This is a genomic window from Bradyrhizobium sp. Pha-3, assembly GCF_042258325.1.
Lineage (GTDB): Bacteria > Pseudomonadota > Alphaproteobacteria > Rhizobiales > Xanthobacteraceae > Bradyrhizobium > Bradyrhizobium elkanii.
On the sequence record NZ_CP170151.1, the window covers coordinates 6,408,606 to 6,422,091 of the forward strand.

Consider the following 13,486-nt stretch of genomic DNA (forward strand, 5'->3'; position numbering starts at 1 on the left):
GCAAGATAATCGGTAGCGGAACGCCAAGCAGCCACAACAGCGCGCCTCTTCCAATTCCCACGTTCTCCTCCTCTCAGCAGTCGTCGGATATTCAACGCTGAGGATCACTTTGCGGTTCCGCTCAGTGGCGCGTCTTCCGGGCTCGCCCTTAATCTCTTCGATGATACCCTCTACGTCCGGATGTGTTCGCCGACGATTCTGCTGCATTCGCAAGCCATGCCAGCGCCACACCGGCACCGAGGCCGGACCGCTCGCCGGTCGACGTACTCTGATGACACCCAAACCGATAGGATTCGCTAGCGGTTCTGCAAACGAAGTGGATGGAACTGGTCGCCTTCATCGGAGTTCCTTAGCACCACTTTTTGCCGTTTGGGAGCCCAGATTTGACGGAGTGTGGAGACGGGCCAAAGGGATTTAGGATCGCCTATGTCAACTGAAGACCGTGAACCCAACGATCTACCGAGAACTTCAACTGGCAGCGATGGCCTGGATGACATCCTGGGCGGCGGTTTTGATGCCAACCGGATGTATCTCTATGAAGGAAGGCCAGGCACTGGCAAGACAACCATCGCCTTGCAGTTCCTCCTCAAAGGCGTGCGCGACGGAGAACGCGGGCTCTATATCTCCCTCTCAGAAACCAAGCGCGAGCTGGACGTCGTGGCCCAGCGGCACGGTTGGTCTCTGGAGGGCGTCGATATTTTCGAGCTGGTTCCGCCGGAGACGAGCCTCGATCCGGACCGCGAACTCACGGTCTTCCATCCCGCCGAAATGGAGCTGAGCGAAACAACCAACCTAATATTCAAGGAGGTCGAGCGAGTGAACCCCACTCGCGTCGTCGTCGACAGCTTGTCCGAACTGCGCCTCCTTGCCCAAAATTCTCTTCGGTACAGACGCCAGGTTTTGGCTCTGAAGCATTTCTTCACTCACCGCAATTGCACGGTAGTTCTCCTGGATGATCTTTCATCGTCCCAGGACGACCTGCAACTGCATTCGATAGCGCACGGTGTCGTTATGCTAGAGCAGCTCGCTCTGGAATATGGCGCCGAGCGGCGACGGCTCCGCGTGATCAAGATGCGCGGTATCCGATTTCGCGGCGGCTTTCACGACTTCACGATCGAGAAAGGCGGCGTGCGAATCTTCCCGCGTCTTGTAGCAGCTGAACATCACAGGCCTTTTTTTGGTGAGTTTACGCTTAGCGGCAACTCCGAGCTCGATCAGCTTCTGGGAGGCGGCCTCGAGCGCGGCACAAATGCACTCCTCATCGGCGCGGCCGGGGTGGGTAAGTCTTCCCTTGCACTGACCTATGCGATAGCCGCTGCTAAACGGGGCGAGCACGCGGTGTTCTTCGCGTTTGACGAAGGGCGCAGCACGATCGAAGCTCGCGCTAAGACTCTGGGCCTGCCGCTTGAAAGATATATCGAATCGGGAAACCTTCGTTTTCAACAGATCGATCCGGCCGAGCTCTCGCCTGGCGAGTTCGCCGCGAATGTGAGGAAGAGCGTCGAGAGCGACAATGCGCGTATCATCATCATCGACAGTCTGAATGGGTATCTGAAAGCGATGCCGGACGAGCGGTTTCTCGTCTTGCAAATGCACGAACTCCTGACCTATCTGGCGCAGCAAGGTGTCCTGACCATCCTGGTCCTCGCGCAACACGGACTGGTTGGTCCGATGGATACGCCGCTCGACATAAGCTATTTGAGCGACGCAGTGGTTATGCTGCGCTATTTCGAAGTAGCAGGAACGGTGCGGCGCGCCTTATCTGTCGTGAAGAAGCGCAGTGGCCACCATGAGCATACCATTCGTGAATTTCGTCTCACCAGCGCCGGTATAACGCTCGGTCCTCCTCTCACGGAATTTAGTGGTATTTTTTCCGGCAATCCGCGCTATCTCGGCACGGCAACGCCCGAAGGATCGGCTGAATGAGCGCTGAACGGGATCACTGTGTTCTCGTCTTCGCTCCTATTGGACGTGACGGATTGGCTGCGACGGAGCTTTTCCGTGGCTCGGGTCTGCAAGCGATTAATTGCCGAAGCCTGTCTGAACTCGTCGTCGAGATGGCCGCTGGCGTAGGCGCAGTTTTCCTCGCGGAAGAAGGTTTGTTCGGAAAAGACACCGCGCAGCTGGCGCAGTGGATAGAGAACCAGCCGCCATGGTCGGATCTTCCCTTCGTCGTGCTCACAAGCCATCGCGAGCAGCCGGCTGTGGTTGCCTGGCGGCGCAGCATCGTCGCTCTCCTCCGTAACGTTTCGCTCCTCGAACGGCCGGTCCAACCGATGACGCTAACCAGCGCCATTCAATCGGCAATGCGGGCACGTCGGCGTCAATACGAGATTCGGGCCTTGCTCCAGGCGCGCGAGCAGACCGCGCAGCAACTCGAACAATTGGTGGTCGAACGCACGCAGGCTCTGGAAGAAGCGAACGAGCAGCTTCGCCTCGAGATGGAGGAGCGAGCGCGAGTCGAGGAAACGCTTCGTCAAGCGCAGAAGATTGAGGCCATCGGCCAGTTGACCGGCGGAGTGGCGCACGATTTCAACAATCTACTGATGGTTATTTCGGGCGGTCTGAATATGCTCGATCGTCAGGCCGACGCCAACCGCCGTCGCCGCTTGATGGACGGAATGATCCAAGCCGCACAACGCGGCGCCAGCTTGACCAGGCAGCTTCTCGCGTTCTCTCGCCGACAGACACTTCGGCCAGAGCCGGTAGACGTTGCTTCGCAAATGGGCGGCATGCGCGAACTGCTCGATCGAAGCCTGAGAGGGGACGTCCACGTTGAGTTTGATTTTCCAGAGTCACTGTGGCCTGTAGAAGTCGATCCGGGTGAGCTCGAACTCGTCATCCTTAATTTGGCTGTCAATGCCCGCGACGCCATGCCCAATGGCGGCACGATCCTCGTCCAAGGGGAAAACCTGCCCAATCTGAATGACGAAACGATCTCTGGAGACTACGTTCGCCTTTCCGTTGTCGACACCGGAGTCGGCATGGGGCCCGAGGTTCTGTCGCGGGTTTTCGAGCCGTTCTTCACGACAAAGGACGTCGGCAAAGGCTCAGGGCTCGGCCTTGCCCAAGTCCATGGATTCGCGACCCAATCGCGCGGTACCGTGCGTATCAAGTCGGGGATTGAAAAAGGAACGAGAGTTGAGTTGTACCTCCCACGGTCCCGGAAAGTCCCTTCGAAAGAGCTCCATCTTATCGATTTGCACAAGGCTCGGCCGAAGGAAAGAAACCATGGCCGAGTTCTTCTGGTCGAAGATGATGACGAGGTCGCCGCCCTGGTGAGTGAGATGCTCGACCAGCTTGGCTACGAAGTCACGCGCGCCTCCAGCGCCGCAGCCGCGCTAGGCGCTCTCGCCGACGGTCGCTCCGTCGACCTAATTTTTTCCGATATCATGATGCCGGGTGGCATGAATGGCATGGAGCTCGCGCGCGAGATCAAGAGAAGACGAAGTGACATTCCGGTACTGCTGACGAGCGGATACTCGGAAGCCGCCGTTCATGAGGCGCAAGTTGAAGGTCTTCGGATTTTGGCGAAGCCATACCACATCGACGAACTCGCCACGGCGCTTAACGCGACCAAGGCGAAACTCCAAAACGATACGGACTCAAAGCGCTCGCATACTTGCTGAGCTGCCGCAGCCAGGCGTCTGAGGGCTTGGGTTTTTGCTACGCGGTACTTAAACGCGCTGTTCCACGCCCTCAGTCAGTCAGGATTGGTTCGGTCCAATATTTCGCGAACCCGCAATGCCAGTTTTGCCGGCGTGATTGGCTTTTCCAGAAGATCGACACCTTCGTCGAGCTGCCCTTGGTGGACAACCGCATTTCGGGAATAGCCGGTCATGTACAATATCCGCAGGTTGGGTCGAATTTGCTGCGCGCGCCTACCCCAGCTCGCGACCGTTGATTCCAGGCATCACTACGTCAGTCAAAAGCCGATCAACCTGTTGCTCTTCCTGCAACATGATCGTCAGCGCAGCCTGAGCGCTGCTTGCTGATACCACTCGACAGTTTAGATCACGCAGAACATCTGCAACATAAGCTCGAAGATCCGCGTCGTCCTCGACGACGAGAATGGTCTCTACTGATTCCCCTTCGGCAATAGTCTCTTCTGGTGTCATTCGGCCTGCAATATTGCCCCCTAAGCCGGGGGATCGGCGTCCAAAATTGCCCCCCTGTAGGTTGGTCTGTTGCGCTGCCTGCTTTGGAATGAAGCACGTGGTCGGGGATGCTGGTCGTGGAGACGATTGCGCGGATTCGGCGCGAGCACTTCATCAAGGGCAACACGATCAAGGAGATCGCCCGCGACCTGAAGGTGTCGCGGAACACGGTCCGGAAGGTGCTGAGGTCCGGAGAGACCTCCTTCGAGTACGAGCGGCAGGTGCAGCCACGACCAAAGCTGGGGCGGTGGGCATCGGAGCTCGATAGGCTGCTGGCGGCGAACGCGACCAAACCGGCTCGTGAACAGCTGACGTTGATCCGGATCTTCGAAGAGCTGCGCGGGGGCGGCTACGACGGCGGTTACGATGCCGTGCGGCGTTACGCCAGACGGTGGAGCAACGCGGGCAATCGCCGCTTATGTCCCGCTGAGCTTTGCCCCCGGCGAAGCCTACCAGTTCGACTGGAGCCACGAGGTGGTCTTGCTGAGCGGCACCACGGTGATGGTGAAGGCCGCCCATGTCCGGCTCTGTCACAGCCGCATGCTGTTCGTGCGGGCCTATCCGCGGGAGGCGCAGGAGATGGTGTTCGACGCCCACGACCGGGCGTTCGCCCTGTTCAAAGGCACCTGCACCCGCGGCATCTACGACAACATGAAGACCGCCGTAGAGACGATCTTCGTCGGCAAGGGGCGTCTCTATAATCGCCGCTTCCTGCAGATTTGCAGCCACTACCTGGTCGACCCAGTGGCCTGCACGCCGGCCTCGGGCTGGGAGAAGGGCCAGGTCGAGAACCAGGTCGGGCTGGTCCGGGAGCGCTTCTTCACCCCACGGCTGCGGTTCAAAAACCTGGAAGAGTTGAACGCCTGGCTGCTCGACAAATGCATCGCCTACGCCAAGGCACATCGCCATCCGGAGTTGGTCGATCAGACGATATGGGAAGTGTTCGAAGCCGAACGCCCCAAAACTCGTTCCCTATACCGGCCGCTTCGACGGCTTCCATGCGGTGACGGCATCGGTCTCGAAGACCTGCCTGGTGCGCTTCGACAATAACAAATAAACGATGCGTCCGTCCTGACGGATCACAATGCGATCGGCATAGGCTTGAACTTCGACCGGTCGTCCGACTGCGCTGGCTGCGACCGAGTCGTCAATCCGCGCCTTGCCCGGAGCCAATGCACCGGCGGCATGGTCGGCGGCATCGGCATGGCGCTGATGGAGCGCACTGTACTCGATGCTCGAGACGGCCGCCCGGTCAACGCTCACATGGCCGACTACCTGATGCCCGTCAATCTCGACATTCCACGGCTCGAGGCGCACTTCGTCGACGAGACGGATCCGCACGTCAATGCACTCGGGGTCAAGGGTCTGGGCGAAATCGCCCTGGTGGGTATCGCCCCCGCGATCGCCAACGCCGTCTTTCATGCGACCGGCAAGCGCGTCCGCACCCTGCCGATTCGGATCGAAGACGTGCTGACCGCTTAGAGCTGCAAGAGGGTGGCATGCGCCGCCCTCCTGGATATGTGGTTGCGCTTCATCGAAGCGAACGAAAGCTAACTCGGGATTGTGAAACGTCAGCTTCGGGTCGATCGCTACAATTTGGTCCGACCTCGGTGAGGTCCGGTCTGCATCTCAGAGCAGACGAGTAGGTGGTCGGGCGCATTGGTCGCGATGGGCCAGCTGTATGCGCCGCAGCATAACACGATTCCTCACGGCACGGCGGAGTAGCGAAGAAGCCTCTAAGGAGCGCCAGATCTCACGTTGGATGTTCTACTTGTAAGCCACCGCTGCACTTGCAGGTCCTGCCAAGCGAATAATCTCACAACGGCTAAACCCTGCCTCTTTGCACCACTCGGTGAATTGGGCGCCGGTGAAGTCAAACGCTTCGCCAAATTCGATCAGCATGTTCAGCGACATCATGAGACCGAAATCGTTTTGCCTACGCTCATCGTCGATGATGTTCTCGATGGCGATCAGCGCGCCGCCGACCGGCAACGCGCGGTAGGCCTTCGCGATCAGCATCTTCTTGTTCTCGAGGTTCCAGTCGTGAAGAATCATCCCCATCGTGATGATGTCTGCTTTGGGAAACTCGTCAGCAAAGAAGTCGATCGTTTCGGCAGTGACTCGGTCGCCAAGATTGCGCTCCCTGATCCGCCGCTCGGCGATCGGCCGCACATCGGCTAGATCGCACGTCCGGCATCGCATATGCGGATGCCGCGCCGCGACGGTGGCCGAAAGCTGCCCGGTGGCGCCGCCGATATCCGCCAGGGTCTTGTATCTGGAAAAGTCGAATTTCTCCGCGAACGCCATGAAATTGCCCATGGAGATGCCGCTCATCGCGTCCATGAACTGCTCCAGGCGCGCCGGGTCTGAATAGAGCGCGTCGAACATGGACTTGCCTGTCTCCTTGATCTCGTTTTGAGGCTTTCCGGTTTGCAGCGCCGGCGTGAGATCGCCCCAGAACCGATACAGACGCGCGTTCGCCATTTCGAGTATCCCGCCGATGTATTGGGGACTCTGCTTGACCAGGAACAGCGCGGTCGAAGGGGTATTGCTGTATTTGCCGGTTTCACCGGCGCCATCCCTTTGCAGCAATCCGAGCGCGACCAGGGTGTCAAGAAAATCATACGTCCCACGCGGATGCAGCCCCATGGCGTCTTGCAGTTCAAGGCCAGTTTTGGGACCGTCGGCAAGCCGCGAGAAGAGCTCCAGTTCCACGGCGCTCAGTAACGTCTTGGATGGCCAGAATCCAAAGCCAATTTGCAGTATGTGATCTGGAGTGATTTCGCCTTGCAATTGGGCCTCCCGCCACTGCCCCGATATGCCCCAGCGAGCAGTATCACCAATACTAAATTACGTAATTGAACCATAAAAACGCTGCGCTTTTACGAGAGAAAAGTCCATCAAAAAATTGCCAGGGGCTACGGCGGTCGGCAATTCGAGCATCGAGAGCTTCGCAGTAGTTCGTCCGCTGTGGGTCTTGGTCGTGTAAAAACACCTTCCCCTGGAGGGCGGTGGGAAGCCAGGACGGTTTGGTCTCAGGCAGCGATCGCGGCCATCAGCGGCTTGGTCCCGACGATGTTCATGACCCGTGTCAGATTATAGGCCTGGACCGAGAGGGCCATCTCGGCGGCTACCTTTGGGAGAGTTTTGGTCAGGAAGTGCGTCGCTCCCATGCGTGCCTTCATCGTGCCGAACGGATGCTCGACAGTCTCGCGACGCACGCGCATGGCTTGTGCGTTTGCATCGAGGCGCTGCTGCACGGCTTCGAGCAGATGCTCATGCTCCCATCGTGGAATCCGTCGCTCCGGCCCTGTCGTGCATCGCGATTTGAGCGAACAATTTTGACAGGCTGTGGTCCAGTAGCGCCTTAACCGCTTGCCATCTTCCTCGTTCGTAAAGCGATACGGCAGTTGCTCACCAGCCGGACAGCGATAGGCGTCCTCCTCCGGCAAATAGACAAAGTCCTGCTTGCCGAAGCGGCCATCTGACTTGGCACCCGACGTCTGCGGCTTGGGCAGAGTTACGGTGATGCCGGCCTCATGGCACGCGAGGATCTCCAGGCTGCTGAAGTAGCCGCGATCGGCAACGGCCTCGAGCGTCTCGGTTTTTAGAACAGCCTTCGCCTGCTTGGCCACATTGGCCAGTTGAGCCCGATCCGAGCCGCTGTTCGTCACCTCATGCGTCACAATCAGATGGTGCTCGGTATCGACGGCGACCTGCACATTGTAGCCAACGACGCCGGAACCGCGCCCGCTCGTCGCCATCGAGCGGCTGTCGGGATCGGTCAGCGAGATCTGCTGGTCAGCCGAAGCAAGCATCTGCTTCTCGTAAGCGGCAAGCTTGCCCATTTCCTCCTTCAGCTTCGTCAGTTTTTCGGTAAGCCTCGTCGCCTTCGCGGCCAGTGCCTCCGTCGGCTCTTGCCGGTCGGCCGTGTCAAGTTGGCTCAGATAGCGCGAGACGCTCTCTTCCAGTTGGGCACGCCGCCGTTCCACCTTCGCCCGTGTGAAGTTCTTGTCGCGGTTGTTCACGGCTTTGAACTTGCTGCCATCGATGGCAACACTCGCCGTCGCGAGGAGGCCCATCTCACGGCAGAGTTCGACGAAGCGCGCACATACCCTGCGCAGCGCCAGGCCATTGTCCTTTCGGAAGTCCGCGATCGTCTTGTGATCTGGTGCGAGCCGACCCAGCAGCCACATGACCTCGACATTGCGTCCGGCCTCTCGTTCGAGCCGCCGGCTCGACTGAACCCGGTTCAGATAGCCGTAAATGTAAAGCTTGAGGAGAACCGAGGGGTGGTACGATGGCCGACCAGTAGCCGCTGGCTCCACCCCCTCAAATCTCATCTCGGCCAAATCGAGCGCATCGACAAACACGTCGATCACGCGAACAGGGTTACTCTCGTCAATGAAATCATCGAGGCACCCGGGCAATAGCGTCCACTGCCCACGATCCGCCTGATTAACGAAGCGCCTCATCTGCTTCCCCCCGCAGAATCACGAGGGAATCATAGCAAAGCAGCAGCGTTTTCACACAGCCAGGGTCATTCTCGACGGGTCGTAGCCCCACCCAGGCCGGCAATATCCGCCATGCCCCCAAAAGCGGAAGTGAATTCTGAGCATTGCCGCCTCCGCGACGGGCCGTTGTGGGTTGATGTACCGCCGCGACTCCCGAACCCCAGCCCTCGGATTATGCGCTTCCGAAACTTAGTGACTAACCATGGGACAGGCTAAACAGATTCGCGTTGCGCCGATCGCCAAGAAGGACGCCGACGCGCTGATCATTCGGATGCACTACAGCCACAAGACCGTCAACAATGCGTTCCTCGCGCTGGGCGTCTTTATCGGCGGGCGCCTCGAAGGCGCGATGACGTTCGGCCCATCGATGGACAAGGGGAACATCCTCGGGCTGGTGCGCGATACGAAATGGAACGGTTTTCTCGAGTTGAACCGGCTCGCCTTCTCGGAGGCGTTGCCGCGCAACAGTGAAAGCCGCGCGCTCTCGATCGCGCTGCGCATGATCCGCAAGCGGTATCCGCACGTCGAGTGGGTGATCTCGTTCGCCGATGGATGCTAGTGCGGTGACGGCACGATCTATCGCGCATCGGGCTTCGTGCTGACCGGGCTCAAGTTGAACAAGAGTCTGCTGCGGCTCCCGGACGGCCGTCCCGCACAAGATGACGCCAGTCACCGGCAAGAACTGCGCTGCGCATTTCGCCAAGACCGGCGGTTCATGGTCAGGCCAAGGCGTGCCACTGGATGGCTACCAGATGCGTTATATCTATTTTCTCAATCCCGGGGCGCGTGCGCGGTTGGTGCCGAAAGAAATCCCGTATGCGGAAATCGAGCGGCGCGGCGCCGGCATGTATCGCGGAATTGCGCGTGGTAAGCAGGCGATGACCGATCACCAACCGGAACAACGGCGCGGCAGCGGCGACCACCACGCTCCGGTTTGAGCCGACCGCGAACCCGAGGAAGCGCTTGGTCCAGTCAGCGCATAGCCCTGTGGGAAACTTGGAGCGAACAGCCTCTCATGGAACCCGGGAAGCCCGACGATCGTACCGGCCAGTCATGCTTCCAACGCCGAAATTGCACTACATATTCTCGCCACGCTTCGTGCAGGCTATATGTTGGTCAATAGAATGTAAGTTACAAATTTACGCTTGTACCCGCCTTGCATCGGTGGATAACTACTCCAGCTGAACGACAATAAAAACCAAGCGACAATAACAATTCAGCGCAACGATGCTGTGCAATGCAGCGAGAATGCGCGATGGGAGGAATTCGACATGGTCAAGCAAGAACCATCACTTCAACCTTCCTGACACATGGACCACAACGGCGTGGCTAACGCGCAAAACCCAATATCGAAGCCAAGCCCATAGGTTTCCTGCCTTGCGAGGCGGGCTGAGCGCTTGCGCGTCAGGGCGCCAGCAGGGAAGCCTTTGCCCAAGCGAAAGACGGCCGCCGGTTGGGGGCCGCCCCGATGAAGTGTGATCCATAGCCCGGGAGACAAGCATGGCCCGTGAATTCAGCCCCTCGCACATCGGCAGCATGCGCCGCAATTTCATCATCGGTCGCAGCTGTGACGGCAGTTGGGTCGTCCGCGCGATCGACGGCTTCGTCGAAGCCACCTTCCCCAATCGCAGCGAGGCGATCCGCTTCGCCCATTGCGAGAGCGGCCGCCCGCATGGCGCAGTCGTCTTGATGACTTTCACCGGAGACCAGGCTGGGGAGTTCGAGGCGCGGCGGAGCGTGAATCGTCCTGACCAGCCGCAATCCAACTGAGAGGAGACCAGGCCAGAATGACGCGCGCGCCATGACATTCTTAAAACGCGATGGGCTGCAATGACCGCCAGCGGTACCGAAACAAAGACCGATGGGGACGCGATCTATCAATCGATCCGGCTCCTCATGGCATTCATGAAAATCAAAAGCATGACCGCACGAAACGAAGTGATCGCACTTGCCGTGCAGTACGCCGAAGCCGAAGCGAAGACGCGGCGACAAAAGGAAGACTGCTGATTGACGTAAACGTCGTATTTTTCAACATTAATCGGTGATCACCATGAAACCGCACACAGTGGAAATGCTGCAGGCGACGTTTGTCTCACTGATTTCGGAGGTGGTGGTTGTCGTCGTAATCGTCTTATTCGTCGGCATGATTATGGCACCAAGTTGAAAGACCTCTAGCCGAACAGCAGGCCAGCCGTGCCCTAGCCCATCGCGTTCGTTAGAGAACGTCGCTATTTTGTCGCTTGTGGGTGTTGAGCGGACATCCCTACGATTTGAGGGAAAGCAGTTTTGCAGTGAGCGCGGGGGTCTGCAGCTTGGCGTGACCGGCGGTCGCGATGGCGTAACTCATCGGGACGTGCGCTTGACCTTTCCTAGGCGGTCGTGGAAAGGACGGCTCACATGGGATCACCTACTGCATCATGGGCAAAACACACGATCGGGTCGTGCCACTTGAGAAATATCTCCTCGAGTTCGTGACGCAACGTCTGTGACATTCGCACGCCATCGCCGCGAGCCGCGATCGGTCGATCTCGATCAGGCCGCGTCGATCAGATCTAATCCCTCCGGACGCACGCAGATTGCGCATCAGGAGCGTCACCGTCGTTCGTCGCACACCGAGCATTTGCGACAGCGCCTCCTGCGTGAGCGGGAGCATGTCGTGATCGATGTGGTCGCGAAAATGGAGCAGCCAGCGTGCCAGGCGGGCTTCGACCAGATGCAGTGCATTGCAGGCGGTGGCGACCTGAAACTGCATCAGCAACACCCTGAGGTGAATCTGGACCGCGTGCCGGATCGCGGGGCTCTGGGTGAAAGCGGCGTGAAATCGCAATGCAGGGATGCGCGCGGCGGTGCCCGCCGCGCGCACAACTGCTGTCGCTGTAACGGCCGAAGGTGATGGCCCGAGCAGCGAAAGAATGCCGACCGCCCCCTCGCGCCCGACTACGGCGCTTGCGACCGTCTCCCCATTCGCCATCTCGAACATTAGCGTGATGGCGCCGCACGAAGAAGACATGCTCGATCTGGTCACCCCCTTGCGCGAGGACCGCGTCTTGATCGAGCGCTACCGTTTTCAGCTCGGACGCCAAAATGTCGAAGTCCGCCGCCGGCAGGGCTGCTATAAGACAGTTACTTCTTGCGCCAGGACGCGTCAGTGGGTAACCCGCTGTGAGGCGCAGCGGACGTGCATGCGCGTAAAGCGCGGCATTAGCCGCACGGCGGCTTCGCGACAGCGATCATGACCCGCTGGGCGGAGACGGCGCGGGCGGCTCCGTCGCCGCAGGAGATAGAGCGCGGCGACCGCGCAGCGGGCGGTTGCCAGAACATCATTCCGTACTGGCGGCCGCGCCGCAATTTGACATTTTATGAATTTTGTTTGGGATAGCCGGATTCCCAGCCGGCCCAGGGGACAACGACTGTCCGCAGGTCGCGTTCAGCATTCCGTCGAAGTCGACGCCTCACGTCATACCGGGCCGCATGCTCACTCAGTGCGGCGCGCCATCGACGGCATAGCGGAGACCCAGATGGGCCTCGATTACCTCGGCCCCATCGAGGCATAACTCATCCTGGAAGCGCCCTGCCACGACCTGGACACCGATCGGCAATCCCTCACAGAGTCCGGTAGGCACTGAGGCAGACGGGAGGCCGAGCGCGGACAGGGGCGAGCAACGGCGCCTGAGCATCGATGAGCTTCCGCATGGAATCGAGGTCGCGAATGTCCTCGTCGAGCCTGAAAGGAGGCTGTGCCGAGACTGGCATGACAGCAATCGGCCAGTCGGCCAGGAATAGCTGCCACTCGCGCAGCAATCCGATCCGGTCCTCGAGCGCCTGGAGCGTGTCGGTTGGGGTTGTCGCAGGAAGGCAACTACGTAGCAGCTCCAGGGAACGTATGGCATCTGCATCACCACATTGCGTGACGTACGGGGCCACACGAGCCAGGATATCTGTTGCGGCCAGCCGATGCCAAAGGTCCGCCACATCCTTCGGCTTGGGAGGAGCGACCTCGTCCACTTCGTAACCAGCTCTAGCCAATACACGACCTGCCGACCGTACCGCCTCCTGTATTGCCGGATGCGTCGGGTGATCGGCCGGAGAAGTGCTGCGCGCTTTGGCCGCTTGGGTGTCAGCGCCCTCGAGCCGATGGTCAGGCGTGGATCGCGCAGATCGTCCACGGACAGAGGATGGCGCATACTTTCACGACCGAAAGGGAAGCGGTTGCGTTGTTCCTCAATCTGCTTTGCCAGAAGCGCAAGCGTGGCTATCGGCCGACGGGACTGCCGGCACGCGAACCTTCTTTTACCGTTGACTGCGAATCGCGTTTGCGCTCGCCGTTTGCGGACGCCGCCCCCGACTTCGATTGAGAGGATCTCACCAATTGACAGCCACTGCTGGCGGTCACCGGGCTGACTTCGATCGAAAGTGCGAGCGTTATCACCCAGACCAAGCTTGAGCTTTCGCGGAAGTTGCAGCCTGCCTGGCGCCGGCTCCGGGGCCGGCGTGCAGCTCGCGACCGCCGAATTCATGCGGGAGGGTCACTATATTCGCCATCTCCGCCGCACGAAGCGCGCTTATGTCGCAAGGCGCGAGGCGTTGATCGAGCAGCAGGCGAGACCGGACTCGGGGACATGGTGAGCGCGATGGGAAACGTCTGGGACATCAACGCCTCCAGCGCTGAGCTCTCCTCCGACAGGCGCAGCTCGATGAACTGGCGCCGGATGTCCGACAGCCGTGTCGCCAGCAGGCTGCGATAGCGGTGGATGTTGTTGCGGTGCACGGATGCGGGCAAGTTTCTCATCAAGCATCTTCGTCACTCGTTCGTCT

At 59.6% G+C, this 13,486-nt stretch carries 13 protein-coding genes and 3 pseudogenes; 10 read left to right on the forward strand and 6 right to left on the reverse strand.

All coding sequences use genetic code 11. From position 1 onward, the window contains the following. Window positions 1-426: 426 nt before the first annotated feature. Entirely contained in the window at window positions 427-1,926 is a 1,500-nt protein-coding gene (locus tag ACE10X_RS30520) for an ATPase domain-containing protein (RefSeq protein WP_038383588.1), read from the forward strand. After that, the gene (locus tag ACE10X_RS30525) at window positions 1,923-3,629 is read left to right on the forward strand and encodes a response regulator (protein ID WP_038383587.1); all 1,707 of its coding nucleotides are present in this window, start codon (window positions 1,923-1,925) and stop codon (window positions 3,627-3,629) included. The genes ACE10X_RS30520 and ACE10X_RS30525 overlap by 4 nt, the downstream gene beginning before the upstream one ends. A gap of 74 nt (window positions 3,630-3,703) precedes the next feature. Here ACE10X_RS30525 and ACE10X_RS30530 read toward each other — a convergent pair whose 3' ends face one another. Both ACE10X_RS30530 and ACE10X_RS30535 read right to left on the reverse strand, forming a co-directional pair. Beyond that, window positions 3,704-3,841 carry a hypothetical protein gene (locus ACE10X_RS30530; RefSeq protein WP_244435742.1) on the reverse strand — a complete coding sequence of 46 codons (138 nt, stop codon included), beginning with the start codon at window positions 3,839-3,841 and terminating at the stop codon, window positions 3,704-3,706. Between the two features lie 40 nt (window positions 3,842-3,881). Next, window positions 3,882-4,118 (reverse strand): response regulator, encoded by a 237-nt coding sequence (locus tag ACE10X_RS30535; RefSeq protein WP_051002885.1) that lies wholly within the window; start codon window positions 4,116-4,118, stop codon window positions 3,882-3,884. 107 nt (window positions 4,119-4,225) lie between these two features. Here ACE10X_RS30535 and istA point away from each other — a divergent pair. Further along, a pseudogene (gene istA / locus ACE10X_RS30540) lies at window positions 4,226-5,211 on the forward strand (IS21 family transposase); the annotation flags it as partial. 77 nt (window positions 5,212-5,288) lie between these two features. Beyond that, a pseudogene (locus tag ACE10X_RS30545) lies at window positions 5,289-5,639 on the forward strand (molybdopterin cofactor-binding domain-containing protein); the annotation flags it as partial. Between the two features lie 285 nt (window positions 5,640-5,924). On the opposite strand, the gene ACE10X_RS30550 reads toward ACE10X_RS30545, so the two are convergent. Together ACE10X_RS30550 and ACE10X_RS30555 are read right to left on the reverse strand one after the other, a co-directional pair. Continuing rightward, window positions 5,925-6,950, reverse strand: a complete 1,026-nt coding sequence (locus tag ACE10X_RS30550; RefSeq protein ID WP_038383585.1) for a methyltransferase — start codon at window positions 6,948-6,950, stop codon at window positions 5,925-5,927. Between the two features lie 242 nt (window positions 6,951-7,192). Further along, a complete protein-coding gene (locus tag ACE10X_RS30555; protein ID WP_375763302.1) occupies window positions 7,193-8,632 on the reverse strand; it encodes an IS1182 family transposase in 1,440 nt (479 codons plus the stop codon). Window positions 8,633-8,873: 241 nt separating this feature from the next. Between ACE10X_RS30555 and ACE10X_RS30560 the strand changes: the two genes are divergently transcribed. The 4 genes from ACE10X_RS30560 to ACE10X_RS30575 all read left to right on the forward strand — a co-directional run bounded on the left by ACE10X_RS30560 (window position 8,874) and on the right by ACE10X_RS30575 (window position 10,678). Then, window positions 8,874-9,230 carry a hypothetical protein gene (locus ACE10X_RS30560; RefSeq protein WP_051002884.1) on the forward strand — a complete coding sequence of 119 codons (357 nt, stop codon included), beginning with the start codon at window positions 8,874-8,876 and terminating at the stop codon, window positions 9,228-9,230. 100 nt (window positions 9,231-9,330) lie between these two features. Continuing rightward, a complete protein-coding gene (locus tag ACE10X_RS30565) occupies window positions 9,331-9,609 on the forward strand; it encodes a hypothetical protein (RefSeq protein ID WP_051002883.1) in 279 nt (92 codons plus the stop codon). Between the two features lie 562 nt (window positions 9,610-10,171). Beyond that, a complete protein-coding gene (locus ACE10X_RS30570) occupies window positions 10,172-10,441 on the forward strand; it encodes a hypothetical protein (protein WP_038383583.1) in 270 nt (89 codons plus the stop codon). A gap of 60 nt (window positions 10,442-10,501) precedes the next feature. Continuing rightward, window positions 10,502-10,678 carry a hypothetical protein gene (locus ACE10X_RS30575; RefSeq protein ID WP_157787902.1) on the forward strand — a complete coding sequence of 59 codons (177 nt, stop codon included), beginning with the start codon at window positions 10,502-10,504 and terminating at the stop codon, window positions 10,676-10,678. Between the two features lie 400 nt (window positions 10,679-11,078). On the opposite strand, the gene ACE10X_RS30580 is transcribed toward ACE10X_RS30575, so the two are convergent. Together ACE10X_RS30580 and ACE10X_RS30585 are read right to left on the reverse strand one after the other, a co-directional pair. Next, window positions 11,079-11,651, reverse strand: a complete 573-nt coding sequence (locus ACE10X_RS30580) for a Crp/Fnr family transcriptional regulator (protein WP_244435741.1) — start codon at window positions 11,649-11,651, stop codon at window positions 11,079-11,081. A 623-nt stretch (window positions 11,652-12,274) separates the two neighbouring features. After that, entirely contained in the window at window positions 12,275-12,676 is a 402-nt protein-coding gene (locus tag ACE10X_RS30585; RefSeq protein ID WP_375763303.1) for a hypothetical protein, read from the reverse strand. A 170-nt stretch (window positions 12,677-12,846) separates the two neighbouring features. On the opposite strand from ACE10X_RS30585, the gene ACE10X_RS30590 reads away from it, so the two are divergent. Then, window positions 12,847-13,026, forward strand: coding sequence for a hypothetical protein (locus ACE10X_RS30590; RefSeq protein WP_038383582.1), 180 nt, complete (start codon window positions 12,847-12,849; stop codon window positions 13,024-13,026). Between the two features lie 92 nt (window positions 13,027-13,118). After that, window positions 13,119-13,264: pseudogene (locus ACE10X_RS30595) on the forward strand (PLP-dependent aminotransferase family protein); the annotation flags it as partial. Between the last annotated feature and the right edge of the window lie 222 nt (window positions 13,265-13,486).

Coding starts and splice junctions, on each gene's coding strand:
- ACE10X_RS30565 (WP_051002883.1), top strand. CDS start 9,331: ATGACGCCAGTCACCGGCAAGAACTGCGCTGCGCATTTCGCCAAGACC.
- ACE10X_RS30525 (WP_038383587.1), top strand. CDS start 1,923: ATGAGCGCTGAACGGGATCACTGTGTTCTCGTCTTCGCTCCTATTGGA.
- ACE10X_RS30570 (WP_038383583.1), top strand. CDS start 10,172: ATGGCCCGTGAATTCAGCCCCTCGCACATCGGCAGCATGCGCCGCAAT.
- ACE10X_RS30575 (WP_157787902.1), top strand. CDS start 10,502: ATGACCGCCAGCGGTACCGAAACAAAGACCGATGGGGACGCGATCTAT.
- ACE10X_RS30530 (WP_244435742.1), bottom strand. CDS start 3,841: ATGACCGGCTATTCCCGAAATGCGGTTGTCCACCAAGGGCAGCTCGAC.
- ACE10X_RS30580 (WP_244435741.1), bottom strand. CDS start 11,651: ATGTTCGAGATGGCGAATGGGGAGACGGTCGCAAGCGCCGTAGTCGGG.
- ACE10X_RS30560 (WP_051002884.1), top strand. CDS start 8,874: ATGGGACAGGCTAAACAGATTCGCGTTGCGCCGATCGCCAAGAAGGAC.
- ACE10X_RS30535 (WP_051002885.1), bottom strand. CDS start 4,118: ATGACACCAGAAGAGACTATTGCCGAAGGGGAATCAGTAGAGACCATT.
- ACE10X_RS30590 (WP_038383582.1), top strand. CDS start 12,847: ATGGCGCATACTTTCACGACCGAAAGGGAAGCGGTTGCGTTGTTCCTC.
- ACE10X_RS30555 (WP_375763302.1), bottom strand. CDS start 8,632: ATGAGGCGCTTCGTTAATCAGGCGGATCGTGGGCAGTGGACGCTATTG.
- ACE10X_RS30520 (WP_038383588.1), top strand. CDS start 427: ATGTCAACTGAAGACCGTGAACCCAACGATCTACCGAGAACTTCAACT.